At 33.3% G+C, this 16,188-nt stretch carries 13 protein-coding genes; 10 read left to right on the top strand and 3 right to left on the bottom strand.

Annotated features, from left to right (window positions below):
* Nucleotides 1-103: 103 nt before the first annotated feature.
* The gene (locus EAG11_RS16515) at nucleotides 104-2,875 is read right to left on the bottom strand and encodes a 2-oxoglutarate dehydrogenase E1 component (protein WP_129540120.1); all 2,772 of its coding nucleotides are present in this window, start codon (nucleotides 2,873-2,875) and stop codon (nucleotides 104-106) included.
* A gap of 115 nt (nucleotides 2,876-2,990) precedes the next feature.
* On the opposite strand from EAG11_RS16515, the gene EAG11_RS16520 reads away from it, so the two are divergent.
* The gene (locus EAG11_RS16520; RefSeq protein WP_129540121.1) at nucleotides 2,991-3,542 is read left to right on the top strand and encodes a hypothetical protein; all 552 of its coding nucleotides are present in this window, start codon (nucleotides 2,991-2,993) and stop codon (nucleotides 3,540-3,542) included.
* A 54-nt stretch (nucleotides 3,543-3,596) separates the two neighbouring features.
* A complete protein-coding gene (locus EAG11_RS16525) occupies nucleotides 3,597-4,163 on the top strand; it encodes a hypothetical protein (protein WP_129540122.1) in 567 nt (188 codons plus the stop codon).
* A gap of 27 nt (nucleotides 4,164-4,190) precedes the next feature.
* Here the strand turns inward: EAG11_RS16525 and EAG11_RS16530 are convergent, their stop codons facing one another.
* The gene (locus tag EAG11_RS16530) at nucleotides 4,191-4,547 is read right to left on the bottom strand and encodes a hypothetical protein (protein WP_129540123.1); all 357 of its coding nucleotides are present in this window, start codon (nucleotides 4,545-4,547) and stop codon (nucleotides 4,191-4,193) included.
* Nucleotides 4,548-4,670: 123 nt separating this feature from the next.
* Nucleotides 4,671-5,645 carry a polyprenyl synthetase family protein gene (locus tag EAG11_RS16535; RefSeq protein ID WP_129540124.1) on the bottom strand — a complete coding sequence of 325 codons (975 nt, stop codon included), beginning with the start codon at nucleotides 5,643-5,645 and terminating at the stop codon, nucleotides 4,671-4,673.
* A 209-nt stretch (nucleotides 5,646-5,854) separates the two neighbouring features.
* Between EAG11_RS16535 and EAG11_RS16540 the strand changes: the two genes are divergently transcribed.
* From EAG11_RS16540 to EAG11_RS16575, 8 genes are all read left to right on the top strand, one after another.
* The gene (locus EAG11_RS16540; RefSeq protein WP_129540125.1) at nucleotides 5,855-6,376 is read left to right on the top strand and encodes a YceI family protein; all 522 of its coding nucleotides are present in this window, start codon (nucleotides 5,855-5,857) and stop codon (nucleotides 6,374-6,376) included.
* Between the two features lie 46 nt (nucleotides 6,377-6,422).
* On the top strand, nucleotides 6,423-7,022 hold the full coding sequence (locus EAG11_RS16545) for a TetR/AcrR family transcriptional regulator (protein ID WP_129540126.1): 600 nt from the start codon (nucleotides 6,423-6,425) through the stop codon (nucleotides 7,020-7,022).
* A 21-nt stretch (nucleotides 7,023-7,043) separates the two neighbouring features.
* On the top strand, nucleotides 7,044-8,414 hold the full coding sequence (locus EAG11_RS16550) for a TolC family protein (protein ID WP_129540127.1): 1,371 nt from the start codon (nucleotides 7,044-7,046) through the stop codon (nucleotides 8,412-8,414).
* Nucleotides 8,415-8,418: 4 nt separating this feature from the next.
* The gene (locus EAG11_RS16555) at nucleotides 8,419-9,489 is read left to right on the top strand and encodes an efflux RND transporter periplasmic adaptor subunit (protein WP_129540128.1); all 1,071 of its coding nucleotides are present in this window, start codon (nucleotides 8,419-8,421) and stop codon (nucleotides 9,487-9,489) included.
* Between the two features lie 92 nt (nucleotides 9,490-9,581).
* The gene (locus tag EAG11_RS16560; protein ID WP_129540129.1) at nucleotides 9,582-12,758 is read left to right on the top strand and encodes an efflux RND transporter permease subunit; all 3,177 of its coding nucleotides are present in this window, start codon (nucleotides 9,582-9,584) and stop codon (nucleotides 12,756-12,758) included.
* 214 nt (nucleotides 12,759-12,972) lie between these two features.
* Nucleotides 12,973-15,465: a TonB-dependent receptor gene (locus tag EAG11_RS16565; protein ID WP_129540130.1), complete on the top strand. Its 2,493-nt coding sequence runs from the start codon at nucleotides 12,973-12,975 to the stop codon at nucleotides 15,463-15,465.
* Nucleotides 15,466-15,526: 61 nt separating this feature from the next.
* Nucleotides 15,527-15,859 (top strand): hypothetical protein, encoded by a 333-nt coding sequence (locus EAG11_RS16570; RefSeq protein WP_129540131.1) that lies wholly within the window; start codon nucleotides 15,527-15,529, stop codon nucleotides 15,857-15,859.
* A 26-nt stretch (nucleotides 15,860-15,885) separates the two neighbouring features.
* Nucleotides 15,886-16,188: a hypothetical protein gene (locus EAG11_RS16575; protein WP_129540132.1), complete on the top strand. Its 303-nt coding sequence runs from the start codon at nucleotides 15,886-15,888 to the stop codon at nucleotides 16,186-16,188.

Below are 16,188 nucleotides of genomic sequence, written 5' to 3' on the forward strand. Positions count from 1 at the left end.
TTTAAATTATGAATTTATATTTTTAAATTGTTTTGAAAACAACTTTCGTTAATTGATTTTTATTCTTTTAGCCCTGATGACAGTAGGTCACGATAGCTCCTTATTATCTGAACAGATTTTTATCAAAAACCATTCTGATAGCATCTGCATGACGGCGTTTTGCACGTGTATAACTTCCTGATGCTGGCGCAGCGTATGCTTTTAATGATGCTAATCTCCATTTTACAAGGTCAAAGTTCATTAACATAAAACTATAAGCTCCCATGTTTTTAGGCTCTTCTTGTGCCCAAACATAATCATCTGCATTAGGGTACTGTGCAATAATTGCTTTTAATTGCTCAACTGGGAATGGGAATAATTGCTCGATACGAACAACAGCAACATCATTACGTCCATTATTTTCTCTTTCAGCAACTATATCATAGTAGAATTTACCTGTAACAAAAACTAATGTTTTCACGTCTTTTTTGTTAACCGTATTATCATCTATTGTTTCTTGAAAACTTCCAGTTGCTAATTCCTCTACTGTAGATACACATCTTGGATCACGCAATAAACTTTTTGGAGAGAAAACTACCAAAGGTTTACGGAATGTTGTTTTCATTTGTCTTCTCAATAAGTGGAAGAAGTTAGCTGGCGTTGTACAATCGGCAACATACATGTTTTGTCTTGCACAAAGTTGTAGGTAACGCTCCATTCTTGCTGAAGAGTGCTCTGCTCCTTGTCCTTCGTATCCGTGTGGTAACAATAAAACAATCCCATTTTGGTTGTTCCATTTGTCTTCTCCACATGAAATATATTGGTCGATCATGATTTGTGCTCCATTTGAGAAATCCCCAAATTGTGCTTCCCAAATTGTCAATGCATTAGGATTAGCCAAAGCATATCCGTAGTCAAATCCTAAAACTCCGTACTCTGATAATAATGAGTTGAATACCCCGAATTTCCCTTTTTTGTTCTCAATAGCATTCAATAGAATTACTTCTTCTTCTGAATCTTCTACTTTTACCACTGCATGACGGTGTGAGAATGTACCACGCTCTACATCTTGACCAGAAATACGAACATCAAATCCTTCTGTTAATAGTGAACCGTAAGCTAATGCTTCTGCAGTTCCCCAATCGATAGTATTGTTGTCATAACCTGTTTTTCTATCAGTAACAATTTTGGTTATTTTGTTAATGAATTTTTTGTCTGATGGTAAACTTGAGATTGTTTTTATGATTGAATCCAATCCTTCTTTAGCAAAAGTAGTATCAAATTTCTTCAACATCACAACATCTGAAACCTGCTCAAATCCTTTCCATTCATTTTGCATAAATGGTGTAATGATTGTCAAGTCTTTTTTACGAGATGCTTCAAGGTTTACCTCCATTGTCGATTTGTATTCTTTCTCTAATGCATTTACATAAGTTGCATCGATAATACCTTCTGACAATAATTTTTGCGCATAAATATCTCTTGGATTTTGATGCTTAGCAATGATTTTATATAAAACCGGTTGTGTAAAACGAGGTTCGTCACCTTCGTTATGACCGTATTTTCTGTATCCTAATAAATCAATAAATACATCACGACCAAATGTCATTCTGTAATCTAATGCAAATGAAACGGCATGAACTACAGCTTCTGCATCATCTGCATTAACGTGTAATACTGGCGAAAGTGTTACTTTGGCAACATCTGTACAATAAGTAGATGAACGTGCATCAAGGTAATTCGTTGTAAAACCAACTTGGTTGTTAATTACAATGTGAATTGTTCCTCCAGTTTTATATCCGTCTAATTGTGCCATTTGTATGATCTCGTACAAGATACCTTGTCCTGCTATCGCAGCATCACCGTGAACGGCAATAGGTAATACTTTTGAGAAATCATCTGCGTAATATTTATCTTGTTTAGCTCTGGTAATCCCTTCAATAACAGCTCCAACTGTCTCTAAGTGAGATGGATTTGGCGCTAGGTTAATATTGATATTTTTACCAGCTCTTGTTTTTCTGTCGGCAGTAAGTCCTAAGTGGTATTTTACGTCACCATCAAAATATTCTTGATCGTAATCTTTACCATCAAATTCTCCGAAGATGTCTTGCGTTGATTTACCAAAGATATTGGCCAATACGTTAAGACGTCCACGGTGAGCCATACCCATTACAAATTGCTCTACTCCTTTTTCAGCTGCTTTTTCGATTAGAGCATCTAAAGCTGGAATAATTGATTCTCCTCCTTCTAGCGAGAATCGTTTTTGCCCAACATATTTGGTATGCAAGAAGTTCTCGAAAGAAACTGCTTGATTTAATTTATTTAAGATAACCTTTTTCTCATCTGTAGAGAAATTCGGCTGATTGTCATTTACTCCAAGTTTGTCCTGAATCCATTTTACAACATTAGGATTACGAATATACATATACTCTACCCCGATATGCTGACAATAAATTGCCTGAAGTCGTCTCACAATATCTTGCAATGAGCAAGGTGGAACACCAATTACTTTGGCTGCATCGAAAACAGTCGAAAGATCTGCCGATGTAAGTCCAAAATTTTCGATGTCTAAAGTTGGTGATGATGTTCTACGATCTCTTACCGGGTTTGTTTTGGTAAACAAGTGACCGCGAGAACGATATCCATCAATCAATTTTAATACGTTGAATTCTTTTTGCAATTTTTCAGATACCAAACTACAATCGGTGTTGTTAGCTGCGAATTCAACAATTTGCTGAACTGGTGCTTCGTCGTTGTAAGTTGTCATTCCAAAATCAAAACCTTGGAAAAAACTTCTCCAGCTTGGCTCTACACTATCTGGGTTTTGTGTATATTGATCGTACAATTGTGCGAAAAACTCTGTATGCGCTGCATTTAAAAATGAAAACCTATCCATAATATTAGTGAATATACTTTTTGTTAAATAGAATGGCAAAAGTACGATAATCGAGTTTATTTAAATCTTTTTTTTACGTACTTTTACGTAAAAATTTGTTAAAATCCGCTTAACTATGAAGAAAAATCATTTTTCAATCGTTTTCAAATCAATTTTTATCATTTTGGGTCTATTATTTTCATCTGGTGCAGTTGCACAACAAAAATATTACATTCCACAAAAGCAAAATGATTTCTGGAGCAATGTACAATTTGGTGGTGGAGTCGGTTTAAGTTTCGGATCTGGATATACCGATATTTCATTATTACCGAGTGCTATTTACAACATTAATCCAATTGTTGCCGTTGGTGTAGGTCTGCAAATAGGATATGTATCTTCTAAAAACCAATACTCTTCTTTTCTTTACGGAGGAAGTCTTATCGGATTAGTAAGTCCTATTCCTGAAATTCAGCTTTCGGCAGAATTAGAACAAATCAATGTTAATACTGATTATAAATATTTTGGAGAGCCTCGTTTTAGTGACAATTTCTGGAATACATCTTTATATCTAGGTGCAGGTTATCGAACAGGAAATGTAACTATGGGAGTACGTTATAATGTACTACATGACAATAATAAAAGCATTTATGGAGAAGCTTTTATGCCGTTTGTGAGGGTATATTTCTAACTTGAAGTTCCTAAGGTTCTAAGTCGCTGAGTTACTAAGTTTTTAAATACAAAAATGAAGAGATTTTTTTTTATATTAATGGTTGTTTTAATTTCGAGTTGCAACAATTCTAAGAAAGCTGAAGTCGAAAATCTAAAAGTTGTAAAAAAAGAATTAAGCCCTTTTTTTGATTCAGATAAAATTGATCATTATTATTTAGAATTTTCCAAAAGAGGATTTGAGCATTTAGTTGGCGAAAATGCACAGGAAATTGAAAAGAAAAAGGAATTCTCCCATTTTTTTTACGGGAATTATCCAGACAGTATTCCAAAGAAGAGTTTTGAAAAACTTCTCTTAAAGTACAAATACAAAAAATCAATCTTGTCAACCAAGCAAGAAAAAGAAATTCAAAACGTATTTAGTGAGAAAGATTCACTGCAAAATAGCGGTTATGCCTGCATTGCAGAATATCGGGATATTTTTATTTTTAAGAAGAAAGAAAAAACTGTAGGGATAGCAAAAATCTGTTTTAAATGTGGCCGTTTCCAGATTACAGGAAGCAAAATAGATTCTAATGGATTTGGGCTATGGTCCGAATTAGATAGATTAAAAAACATTATTCGTCCAGGTAAAAAATCTTAGCCACTTAGAATCTTAGCGTCTTCGCCTCTATCTGCTATAAAAATTCCTAAACCAAACCTTCTGCCATTCTCTTTTTAAGATCAAAAAAGAAACTTGTTCAGCTAGGATTACTAAATCAGATCCGTCTAGCTTTTTTATTTCGGCTTCAGAAACATCTATAATATAAAGCAGATTTAAATACTCGGCAAACTTATACTGAATCATTCGGTATACTTTTTCGTGCATCTGGATCTTAAGTTCTTCTGGAGAAATACTCATCGGAAAATCAATTCCTTCATTAGCCAAATTAAAATCCTTATTAATTTGTTCGATTAATTTAAGATACAAAGCTTCTTTCTCAGCTTCCTGAAGTAATAGATCTGTATTTTGTGGAGCTACAAACATTTGATTAAAAAATTGAAAGATTTAATGATTGAAAGATTTAAAAATCTGAATCTCAATTAAAATAAAAACCTGATTACTAAAAACTGAAACTGGAAACTGAACGCTGCAACTGGAAACTGAATACTAAACCTTTCTCCCCATTAAGTTTTCACCAAATGTTCGCAATGACAATTTCTTTTCATCGCTAATATCCATTTTATCTAATGTTTTAAAAGCCTCAAGTGTGTACATTTCTATTGCCTCTTGCGTTTCTTTTGAAGCACCCGATGCATTAAAAATATTTTTTGCTATCTCTATTTTTTTCGAATTATCCTCAGGTTGTGTTGTAAACAATTCTTTTAATTGCTTTGCGGTCTCTTCATTAGAATGTGCTAATGCTTTTAGATACAAATATGTTTTTTTATTTTCAATGATATCTCCACCTACTTGTTTTCCAAAAGTTTCTGGATCTCCAAACGCATCTAAATAATCATCTTGTAACTGGAAAGCCAAACCTAATTTTAATCCAAAATCATATATTAAATTGGCATTGTCTTCAGATGTTTTAGCCACAATAGCACCCATTTTCATAGCTGCCGCAACCAAAACTGCCGTTTTATACTCAATCATTTTTAGATATTCAGGAATTGTAACATCATTTCTTTGTTCAAAATCAACATCCAACTGTTGCCCTTCACAAACTTCTAAAGCTGTTTTACTAAAAAGCTTAGCTAATTCTCTAAAAGTATTTGGTTCATATTGCTCAAAATATTGATATGCCAAAATAAGCATTGCATCACCAGAAAGTATTCCTGTATTAAGATCCCATTTTTCATGAACTGTTTTTTGTCCTCTTCGCAAAGGAGCATCATCCATTATATCATCATGCACTAATGAAAAGTTATGAAAAACTTCGACTGCCATAGCTGCCGGAAGCGCTTGATTGTATGCAACATCAAAAACTTCTGCAGTCATTAATGTTAATACTGGACGCATTCTTTTTCCGCCAAGACTTACAATATATTCAATTGGTTCATAAAGATTTTTAGGCTCTTTACTTATGGTTTGTTTTTCTAGATAATCAACAAAAAATTCCTGGTATTGATAAATGGCATGCATAAAACTAATTTTCGGCTAATTTACGGCATTAAGCCTGCAATGCAAACTCCGTTTCTTAATGAAATGTTAAATAATCAAAAATACTTTGGAAACTATTTTGGTGTTTAGAGTTTCCGATATACATTTGCACCGAAATTTAACATGTAGAGGCTCTGATCAATTTCCAAATAAACTTGTTAAATCACATTTATTAATAAATAATAATACTTATGAAAACACACTGGACAATTGATTCTGCTCAATCTGATGTTTTAATTAAAATGAGACATTCTATCCTTGCTTATTTAGACGGGTCTATTAATACATTTAATGGTCATGTAGATTTACAAAACAATGAAATAGAGGATGCTACAATAGAATTTTCATTGGATGTAAACAATAGAGAATCCAAACTAGAACAAATAAATACTTACCTGAAACTAAATGATTTCTTTGATGTAAACAAATACCCTACGATAAGATTTAAGTCGACATCTTTTCAAAAAGTAAACAAAAACATCAACTTCTTAAAAGGAGATTTAACGATAAAAGATGTTACAAAAACTGTTGAACTCGATGTAGAATTGGTAGAAACTGATTACTATAATGGCAACAAAAAAGTTTCCTTTGAGCTTACAGGTGACATCAACCGTAAAGATTTTGGGTTAGCTTATAATTCATTTAATCACAACAGTGGTTTATCAACTGGACAAGACATTAAACTAGTGGCTAATTTAGAATTTTCGATCTAAAATTTACATTAAATTAAAGTTTTAAAAATAGATTAAGAAAAACGAAATGAAAGAAAAAATTATATCAAAAGCGAGTGACTTATTTTTAAGATTGGGTTTTAAAAGTGTTACTATGGATGATATTGCAGGTGAAATGTGCATCTCAAAAAAAACTATTTATAAGTATTTCTGCAATAAAGAGGTTCTAATTCAAGAAAGTACTTCGGCTGTTCATAAACAAGTTCACGAATTAATTGACTCAATAGTTATTAAAAAACTTAATGCAATTGAAGAAAATTTTGAGATTAGACAAACTTTTAAAAATTTATTTCAATCTTCAATTGATACATCGCCAATATACCAATTGAAAAAACACTATCCTGAAATTTACACTAATTTGATGCGACATGAAATAGATCAATGTAGTCAATATTTTAGAGATAATATCGCTAATGGAATATCACAAAAATTATATCGTGCAGACATCAATGTCGATATATATGTAAAATTTTATTACACACTGATATTTCATATAAATGAAAACACAAGCTCTGAAAAAGAAGCGCAACTGGCAGAACTCGAAGCCTTAGAATACCATACTAGAGCCATGGCAACTCCAGCAGGAATACTAGAACTCGAAAAGCAAATACAAAAAATCAGCAATTAATCAATCAGCAATCCATAATCCATGAAAAGAATACTGTTTCTATTTCTCTTGACCTTTGCAATAACTGCAAATGCACAAGACACAAACAATAGCAATCTGAGCAAGCAAGGTGTACAGACTTTGACCTTAAAAGACGCTATCAACTATGCTCTGCAAAACAAATCGGACTCTAAGAAAGCCAAAATGCAAGTAGAAAATAGTGAGTATAAAATACAGGAAGTACGTTCAAGAGCATTGCCTCAAATTTCTGCAAACGGAAATTTAACTTACAATCCAGTAATACAAACTACCGTTATTGATGGTGCGGGATTTGGAGCTCCAGGAACTACGATTCAAGCCGCTTTTGGTCAAAAATGGACCTCTACTGCAGGAGTCACATTAACTCAGAACATATTTGATCAGGCTGTATTTACTGGTTTAAGAGCCGCAAAAAGTACTCGTGAGTTTTATCAAATTAACGAGCAACTTACTGAAGAAGATGTAATCGAAAGAGTAGCAAATAGTTATTACGATGTATATGTACAACGTTTAAACTTAACTGTATTAGACACTAATTACGTAAATACTACCCGAGTAAAAAATATTCTTCAAGGACAGTATGATAATGGTTTAGCAAAAAAAATTGACCTAAATAGAATTATTGTAAAACTCTCTAACATTAGTACACAACGTCAACAAGTAATCAACAAAGTTGCATTACAGGAAAATGCTTTGAAATTCTATATGGGAATGCCTGTAGAAACTCAAATTGTAATTCCGAATTCCGAATTTGAAATTACTCCTCAAGCTTTATCAGAAACTCCAAATGTTGAAAATCTAACTCAATATTTGCTTCTGAAAAAACAAGAAGAGCTTTTAGTTTTTCAGAAAAAAGCAGTACAGGCCGAATATTACCCAACACTTTCTCTAAGTGCAGGATACAACTATATTGGCCAGGGTCCAGAAATGCCTTGGTTTGCAAAACCATCATCTGGGGTATACTGGTCTGATTTTTCGGCTATCGGATTAAATCTGAGAGTACCAATCTTTACAGGTTTTGGTACACGTGCCAAAGTTCGTCAGGCAGATGTTGCTATTCGTTCTTTACAAGAAGACCTAAAAGACACCAAGCTTTCGCTTGACATTGCATACAGCAATGCCATGATTCAGATGGAAAATAGCCTTATAACTATTAATAATCAAAAAGAAAACAGAGAGCTTGCACAGCAAGTTTTACAAAACACAAAAAACAATTACCTACAAGGATTGGCCTCATTAAATGATTTATTAGATGTAGAAAATGCCTATATCGAAGCAGAAAATAATTATTCATCGGCAGTGCTAGGATATAAAATAGCAGAAATTCAAGTAATCAAATCAAAAGGCCAACTAAAATCACTTATAAATAACTAAACAAATGAAAAAAACAATAATAATAACAATAGTAGTCATAATCGGGGCATTAGCATTAATAGGCTTCATTTTAACGAAGAACAAAGAAGAGAACAAAGCTAAAACTGATATTGTTGCTGAAAAGAATGCTGCCGTTTCAGTTAAAGTTTCTACTGTAAAAACAGAAGAAGTTTCATTAGATTTTGTTGCAAACGGAAACTTTCAACCTATTCAAGAACTAACTTTCTCTGCTGAAAAATCAGGAAAAGTAATTACTGTTTTAGCAAAAGAAGGTGATTATGTAAAAGTAGGTCAGACGTTATTAACCGTTAGAGGTGATGTAATTAATGTAAATGCACAAGCTGCACAGGCTGCATACCAAAATGCAAAAGCAGATTACATGAGATATGAAAATGCTTTTAAAACTGATGGAGTTACGAGACAACAATTAGATCAGGCAAAATTAGCATTAACAAATGCTGAAGCAAACCTAAAACAAGCAAATATCAATGTTGGAGATACCAAAGTAAAAGCCCCTATTAACGGTTTCATTAATAAAAAATATATTGAGCCAGGATCTATTCTAGCTGGTATGCCTGCAACTGCATTATTTGACATCGTAAATGTTTCAAAATTAAAACTAGTTGTAACTGTAAATGAAAATCAGGTTACAAGTATAAAATTAGGAAATCCTATAAAAGTAACTGCTAGTGTGTATCCTGACAAAGTCTTTTCTGGAAAAATCACTTTTATTGCAGCAAAGGCTGATGAAAGTTTAAACTTCCCGGTAGAAATCGAAATCACAAATAATATAAATAACGACCTTAAAGCAGGTATGTACGGAACTGCAAATTTTGCATCAAACCAACAAAACCAAAACTTGATGGTTGTACCTAGAAATGCATTTGTAGGAAGTGTGAGCAGTAACCAAATATTTGTAGTTGAAAATGGTATTGCAAAATTGAAAAAAGTAACAGCTGGAAGAATTTTAGGTGATAAAGTAGAAATTATAAACGGACTAACTGATGGAGAAATCGTAATTACTACAGGTCAAATTAACTTACAAGACGGAAATACTGTAGAAATTATTAAATAATTGTAGGCTATAAGCCGTAAGCAATAGACTTTAAGCGCAATTTTAAAAGCATAAAGTCTACAACTTACAGCCTAAGGCATAAAAAAAAACATATGAAATTAGCCGAAATATCCATAAAACGTCCGTCGTTGATAATTGTAATGTTTACAATTTTGATACTTGGTGGATTATTCAGCTATAGCCAATTAGGTTATGAGCTGATCCCAAAATTTGAACAAAACGTTATTACCATTTCTACTGTTTACCCTGGAGCATCTCCTAGTGAGGTAGAAAATACCGTAACAAAGAAAATTGAAGATGCGATTGCATCCTTAGAGAATGTTAAAAAAATCGACTCAAAGTCGTATGAAAGTTTGTCTATTGTTTCAATCACACTGACATCAAACGCAAAAGTTGACTTTTCTCTGAATGATGCGCAACGAAAAATCAATGCAATCATTAGTGATTTACCTGATGACGTTAAAACACCCGCGCTAACAAAATTCTCGTTGAGTGATTTACCAATTATGACTCTTGGTGCCAACGGAAAAATGGACGAAGCAGCATTTTATGACTTAATTGATAAAAAAATTGCTCCTATATTATCTCGTGTACAAGGTGTTGCTCAGGTAAATATTATTGGTGGATCAGAGCGTGAAATTCAAGTAAATCTTGATGCATTAAAAATGCAAGGTTACGGACTTTCGATTCCTCAGGTGCAACAAAACATTCTGACTTCGAATTTAGATTTCCCGACAGGAAACATTCAAACTCGTGAACAAAAAATATTAATTCGTTTAGCGGGTAAATATAAAAGTGTTGATGAATTAAGAAACTTAGTGGTATCATCTCAAAACGGAATTCAAGTTCGTTTAAGTGATATTGCTGATGTTCAGGATACTCAAAAAGTTGCAGAAAAAATATCTCGCGTTGATCAAAAAAGTGCGATTATTTTACAAATTATCAAACAATCAGATGCAAATGCAGTTGCTGTAAGTGAGCAATTATTAAAAACAATTACTGTTCTTGAAAATGACTATAAAGAAAATCAGCTAAAACTAGAAGTTGCAAAAGACAGTACTGTTTTTACACTTGAAGCTGCTGACTCTGTAGTTCATGATTTATTAATTGCAGTAGTTCTGGTTGCATTAGTAATGTTGTTCTTCTTGCACAGTATCAGAAACTCATTGATTGTAATGGTTGCAATTCCTGCATCTTTAATTTCTACGTTTATTGGTATTTACTTTATGGGATACACACTAAACTTAATGAGTTTATTAGGATTATCTCTTGTTGTAGGTATTCTTGTCGATGATGCGATTGTGGTTCTAGAGAACATTTATCGACATATGGAAATGGGTAAAAGCCGAATCCGTGCATCTTATGATGGAACAGCAGAAATTGGTGGAACAGTAACTTCGATTACATTAGTAATTGTGGTGGTATTCTTGCCTATTGCAATGAGTTCTGGTTTGGTTTCTAATATCATTACACAATTTTGTGTTACTGTAATTATTTCAACCTTATTCTCACTTTTAGCTTCTTTCACAATTATACCTTGGTTATCATCTCGTTATGGAAAACTAGAACATATTGAAGGAAAGAATTTATTTGGAAGAGTTATTTTAGGCTTTGAAAGTTATTTAACTCGTTTTACAAACTGGATATCTAATTTGTTAAACTGGTGTTTGGACCATTATATTAAAACCATTACAATAGTTTTAATATTATTTTTTGCGTCGACTGTAGGATTAGGCAAGGGTGGTTTTATTGGTACCGAATTTTTCGCAGCATCAGATAGTGGTGAGTTTTTAGTGCAAATCGAAATGCCAAAAGATGCTTCATTGGAGCAAACTAACTTTATGACCCAAAAGGCAGAAGCTTACTTAAAAAATGAGAAATATGTTCACAGTCAGATTACAACAGTAGGACAAACTAGTGAAGGTTTTGGAGCATCTCAAGCTACGGCTTACAAAGCAGAGATTAACGTAAAAATGATTGATCAAAAAGATCGTACTGATGACGCCTCAGTTTATGCAGCAAAAATCAAACGTAAACTTGAAAAAGTATTAGTTGGAGCCAAAGTAAAAACAGTTCCAGTAGGTATTTTGGGAACTGCCGAAGATGCTACTTTAGGATTAATTGTAACAGGACCTTCTACAGAAAGCGCCATGGCTTTTGCAAAATTAGCCGAAGCAGAATTACGTACAATTCCTGGAACAACTGAGATTAAATTAACAGTTGAGGATGGGAACCCTGAAATTAACGTTAAAGTTGATCGTGATAAAATGGCTGCATTAGGATTGACTCTTCAAACAGTTGGTTTAACCATGCAAACTGCTTTTAGCGGAAACACAGATGGTAAATATAGAGCTGGTGAATACGAGTACGATATCAACATCCGATACAATGAATTCGATAGAAAAAGTATCACTGATGTTAGTAACCTAATTTTCATTAATGCCGCTGGCCAACAAATAAAACTATCACAGTTTGCTACAATTACTGAAGGTTCGGGACCTAGCCAATTAGAACGAAGAGATAAGTCAGCTTCGGTAACTGTAAAAGGACAAAACGTTGGGGTGGCATCTGGAACCATTGTAACACAATGGCAAGCAAAGCTTGATAAACTGAAAAAACCTGCTGGAGTAAATTACATTTGGGGAGGTGATCAGGAAAACCAAAGTGAAGGTTTTGGAACATTAGGAATTGCTTTATTAGCCGCTATTATTTTAGTTTACCTTGTAATGGTTGGACTTTATGATAGTTTCGTTCACCCGTTTGTGGTATTGTTTGCCGTTCCGCTTTCGTTTATTGGTGCAATGCTGGCTTTGGCCTTAACTAATAACTCATTAAATATCTTTACGATTCTGGGGATTATTATGTTAATTGGTCTGGTGTGTAAGAACGCAATTATGCTTGTTGACTACACCAATCAGCGAAGAGCTGCTGGGGAATCAATCAGAACAGCATTAATTCAGGCAAATCACGCTCGTTTGCGTCCGATCTTAATGACAACAATTGCGATGGTATTTGGAATGTTCCCAATTGCATTGGCATCTGGAGCTGGAGCTGAATGGAAAAATGGTTTGGCATGGGTAATTATAGGAGGATTAATTTCTTCATTATTCCTAACTTTAATTATTGTTCCTGTTATCTACGAGATCATGGAAAAAATTATTCATAGATTCTCTAAAGACGAAAAGATTGATTATGAGGCAGAAATGGTTGCTGATTATGTACATACAGAACTAAGTGAAGACGGATTCAATCCAAAGCATACTCTTTAACTTACAAAATAATTTTAAATCTAAAAAACCTGTTCAGCTAGCTGAACAGGTTTTTTTATTCCTTTTTAACAAATAAAACTATTTTATGTTAAAAAACTAACAATGAAATAAATTGAATCCTTGTTTTAAATTTTATTTAGAATAGATAAAAATAATTTGGTTGGTTTTTATTCAACAACTAAATTTGCATTATTAAAAACAATTCTAAATAATTATGAAATCCAAACTTTCAATATCTTTTTTGAGTTTCTGTTTTGTTATGTTACTAAGTACTACGACTTGGGCACAGCAAAAAGCAACTATTAAAGGGCAGGTTATTTTAACTGACAATAGTAGTGCCGACAATGTTTCGGTAGTTCTAAAAGGAACCAGAGTAGGAACAGTAACAGATGCTGAAGGGAAATATATCCTAAAGAACATTAAACCTGGAACCTATATCATAAAAGTATCGGTAATCGGACAAACTACAAAAGAAAAGAAAATAACAATTAACAGTGGTGACGAATTAATGGAAAACTTCACCATTAGTTCAAGTTCAGAAGAGCTAAGCGAAGTAGTTATCAATAGTGGTAAAAAAAATCATTATGCTCGTAAAGAAAACCAACAAGTATCAAGATTGCCACTTAAAAATCTTGAAAATCCGCAAGTGTATACAACTATTACCGGAGAAGTTTTAAAAGAACAAGTTGTAACTACTTTTGATGACGCACTAAAAAATGCTTCTGGAATCACACAATTATGGGCATCAACAGGCCGTGCTGGGGATGGTGCTGGTTATTATTCTTTGAGAGGATTTGCAGTTCAACCAACAATGGTTAACGGATTACCTGGTTTAACAAACGGAAGTTTGGAACCGTCAAATATTGATAGAATAGAAATAATTAAAGGGCCTTCAGGAACATTATTCGGAAGCAGTTTAATTTCATATGGAGGACTAATCAACACAACTACTAAGAAACCTTACAGAACTTTTGGTGGTGAAGTAAATTATACTGTTGGCAGCTATGGTCTTAATCGTACTACAGTAGATCTTAACACGCCATTAAATGACAAAAAAACATTAAACTTTAGAATCAATTCAGCTTATAACAAACAAAATAGTTTTCAAGATGCTGGTTTTAGAGAATCCTTTTTTATTGCACCTTCATTATCATATGAGGTAAATGATAGATTATCGTTTTTAGTAAACACTGAGTTTATGACCAGCGAAAGTACTAATCCGACCATGTTATTCTTAGATAGAACAAGTCCATTAAGAGTTCACAACATTGCTGAATTAAAATATGATAACAAACGTTCATATACAAGTAACGAACTTACAATGAAAACGCCTTCGTATAACTTACAAGGGCAAATGAATTATAAGATTTCTGATCAATGGACATCACAGACAATTTTTTCAACGAGTTCTGCAAAATCAATAGGAAACTATACTTATTTGTATGAATCAACAAGCAGAAAAGCTTATGAAACAATTAAAGAAGGAATTGTTCTTGATAGATCTTTTACGGATCAAGATGCCAGAGATATCTCTACTGACATTCAACAGAATTTTATTGGTGATTTTAAAATTGGAAAATTAAGAAACAGACTTGTAGTAGGTTTTGATTATTTCAATAGAACTGCAACAGATCATAACTCAGGTTGGTTCGGCAATGGTTCAGTATATATTGGAGATGACTTACAATCTTTCAATAACGTTATTGGTCGCCCTACAAATGGAGACACTGGTGACTTAACAAAAGCAGGATCTGATGCAATTATAGCAAATACTCCAAGAAATAATAACAAAACAAGACAAGAAGTTTACAGTGCTTATTTCTCTGACGTCATTAACTTCACTCCTGCTCTATCAGCTATGGTAAGTTTACGAGCTGACCGTTTTGTAAATGGTGGTGATGTTACTACTAAAGACGACAACTACAATCAAACTTCATTTTCACCTAAATTCGGTATCGTTTACCAGCCAATTATAGACAAGGTTTCTGTTTTTGCTAATTATATGGATGGATTTTCTAATGTAGCGCCAGGACAAAATCGTAATGCAGGTATTGTTACTCCTTTAACATTTAATCCAGAACATGCTAATCAATTTGAAGTAGGAACTAAATTGAATCTTTTTAAAGATAAGCTATATGCTACTTTAAGCTACTATGACATAAAAGTTACAGATAAAGTTTATGTAATAGAAACGCCATATGTGGACCCAACTGACCCAAGTGCTGTACTTCCTAATAATCAAGTTTCACATCAAGACGGCGGGCAACGTAATAAAGGTTTTGAAGCAGAACTTATTGCAAACCCAATTAGAGGTTTAAACATCCTTTTAGGCTATAGCTACAATGATGCTGTTTTAACTGCAGGTGATCCTGATTTCGTAGGCTTTAGACCAGAAAGTGCTGGGCCACAAAACTTAGCAAACCTTTGGGCTACTTATAAATTTTCTCAAGGATTCTTAAGAGGTCTTGGAGTTGGTTTTGGAGGTAATTATGTTGGAGATAATAAAATCATGAACAGAGCTACAGCAGGAACATTCACAATTCCTGAATACACAGTAATCAACTCATCTATATTTTATACTGCGGAGAAATTTACCGTAACACTAAAATTAAATAACATTACAAACGAAGAAATTTACGATGGTTGGTCAACCATTCATCCAAAAGATCCTAGAACTTTTGCAGCAAGTTTCTCATATAGATTCTAATAAAAAACAAGGCATCTTTCTAATATTACATTAGAGAGATGCTCTTTTTAATTATATAATTATGATAACCATAGCCAGCCTTTTTGTTTTTATTTCATTTTATACTTTATACTACACATCTAAAAGAGCAGTACTATCTTATGATTTTAGTTTTCAAAAATGGATGCAAAGAAATCCAAGACAAACAAAAATCACAGGCCTATGTTTACTTCTTTTTGCCTATTTATTATGGTTGCTTACCGCCTCTTTGGGCTCAGCAACTTTATTCTTTTTTATTCAGTTAATGACAATTAGTAGCTTGGTTATCCTATTGACTCCATTAAAAGTCATTAATCTCAAAGGCGTAATTATTCTATTTGCACTATCTGGACTATTAGAATTTTACTATTACTAAACCAACTTTTTGTTAATCCAAAAAACATGCCTGCAAACCCAAAATATTTAACCCAATCCATATGGCAGCGTATTGCCAAAATAACAGCCGCTATACTTGGTGGTTATTTAGTATCAGTAAGTTTTCATCTTGCGTTAGCTTCATGGATTAGCCATGTCAACGTGATCATAACAATGGCTTTTAGCGGATTCATACTTTGGGTTGTTTTGATGATTGTTGCTTTCTTGGCAAAAAGTGGATGGAAAATCTGGGGTATTTATTTATTACTGACCTTGATTTTTTGTAGCATTATATATCTTGGCCAAATCTATAACCCTATTACTGGATAA

Origin of the sequence: Flavobacterium sp. 140616W15, from assembly GCF_003668995.1 — a bacterium.
GTDB lineage: Bacteria > Bacteroidota > Bacteroidia > Flavobacteriales > Flavobacteriaceae > Flavobacterium.

Excerpts from the sequence above, each read along its gene's own strand:
- EAG11_RS16560 (WP_129540129.1), top strand. The coding sequence starts at position 9,582 with ATGAAATTAGCCGAAATATCCATAAAACGTCCGTCGTTGATAATTGTA.
- EAG11_RS16575 (WP_129540132.1), top strand. The coding sequence starts at position 15,886 with ATGCCTGCAAACCCAAAATATTTAACCCAATCCATATGGCAGCGTATT.
- EAG11_RS16540 (WP_129540125.1), top strand. The coding sequence starts at position 5,855 with ATGAAAACACACTGGACAATTGATTCTGCTCAATCTGATGTTTTAATT.
- EAG11_RS16565 (WP_129540130.1), top strand. The coding sequence starts at position 12,973 with ATGAAATCCAAACTTTCAATATCTTTTTTGAGTTTCTGTTTTGTTATG.
- EAG11_RS16545 (WP_129540126.1), top strand. The coding sequence starts at position 6,423 with ATGAAAGAAAAAATTATATCAAAAGCGAGTGACTTATTTTTAAGATTG.
- EAG11_RS16530 (WP_129540123.1), bottom strand. The coding sequence starts at position 4,547 with ATGTTTGTAGCTCCACAAAATACAGATCTATTACTTCAGGAAGCTGAG.
- EAG11_RS16550 (WP_129540127.1), top strand. The coding sequence starts at position 7,044 with ATGAAAAGAATACTGTTTCTATTTCTCTTGACCTTTGCAATAACTGCA.
- EAG11_RS16525 (WP_129540122.1), top strand. The coding sequence starts at position 3,597 with ATGAAGAGATTTTTTTTTATATTAATGGTTGTTTTAATTTCGAGTTGC.
- EAG11_RS16515 (WP_129540120.1), bottom strand. The coding sequence starts at position 2,875 with ATGGATAGGTTTTCATTTTTAAATGCAGCGCATACAGAGTTTTTCGCA.
- EAG11_RS16555 (WP_129540128.1), top strand. The coding sequence starts at position 8,419 with ATGAAAAAAACAATAATAATAACAATAGTAGTCATAATCGGGGCATTA.
- EAG11_RS16520 (WP_129540121.1), top strand. The coding sequence starts at position 2,991 with ATGAAGAAAAATCATTTTTCAATCGTTTTCAAATCAATTTTTATCATT.
- EAG11_RS16570 (WP_129540131.1), top strand. The coding sequence starts at position 15,527 with ATGATAACCATAGCCAGCCTTTTTGTTTTTATTTCATTTTATACTTTA.
- EAG11_RS16535 (WP_129540124.1), bottom strand. The coding sequence starts at position 5,645 with ATGCATGCCATTTATCAATACCAGGAATTTTTTGTTGATTATCTAGAA.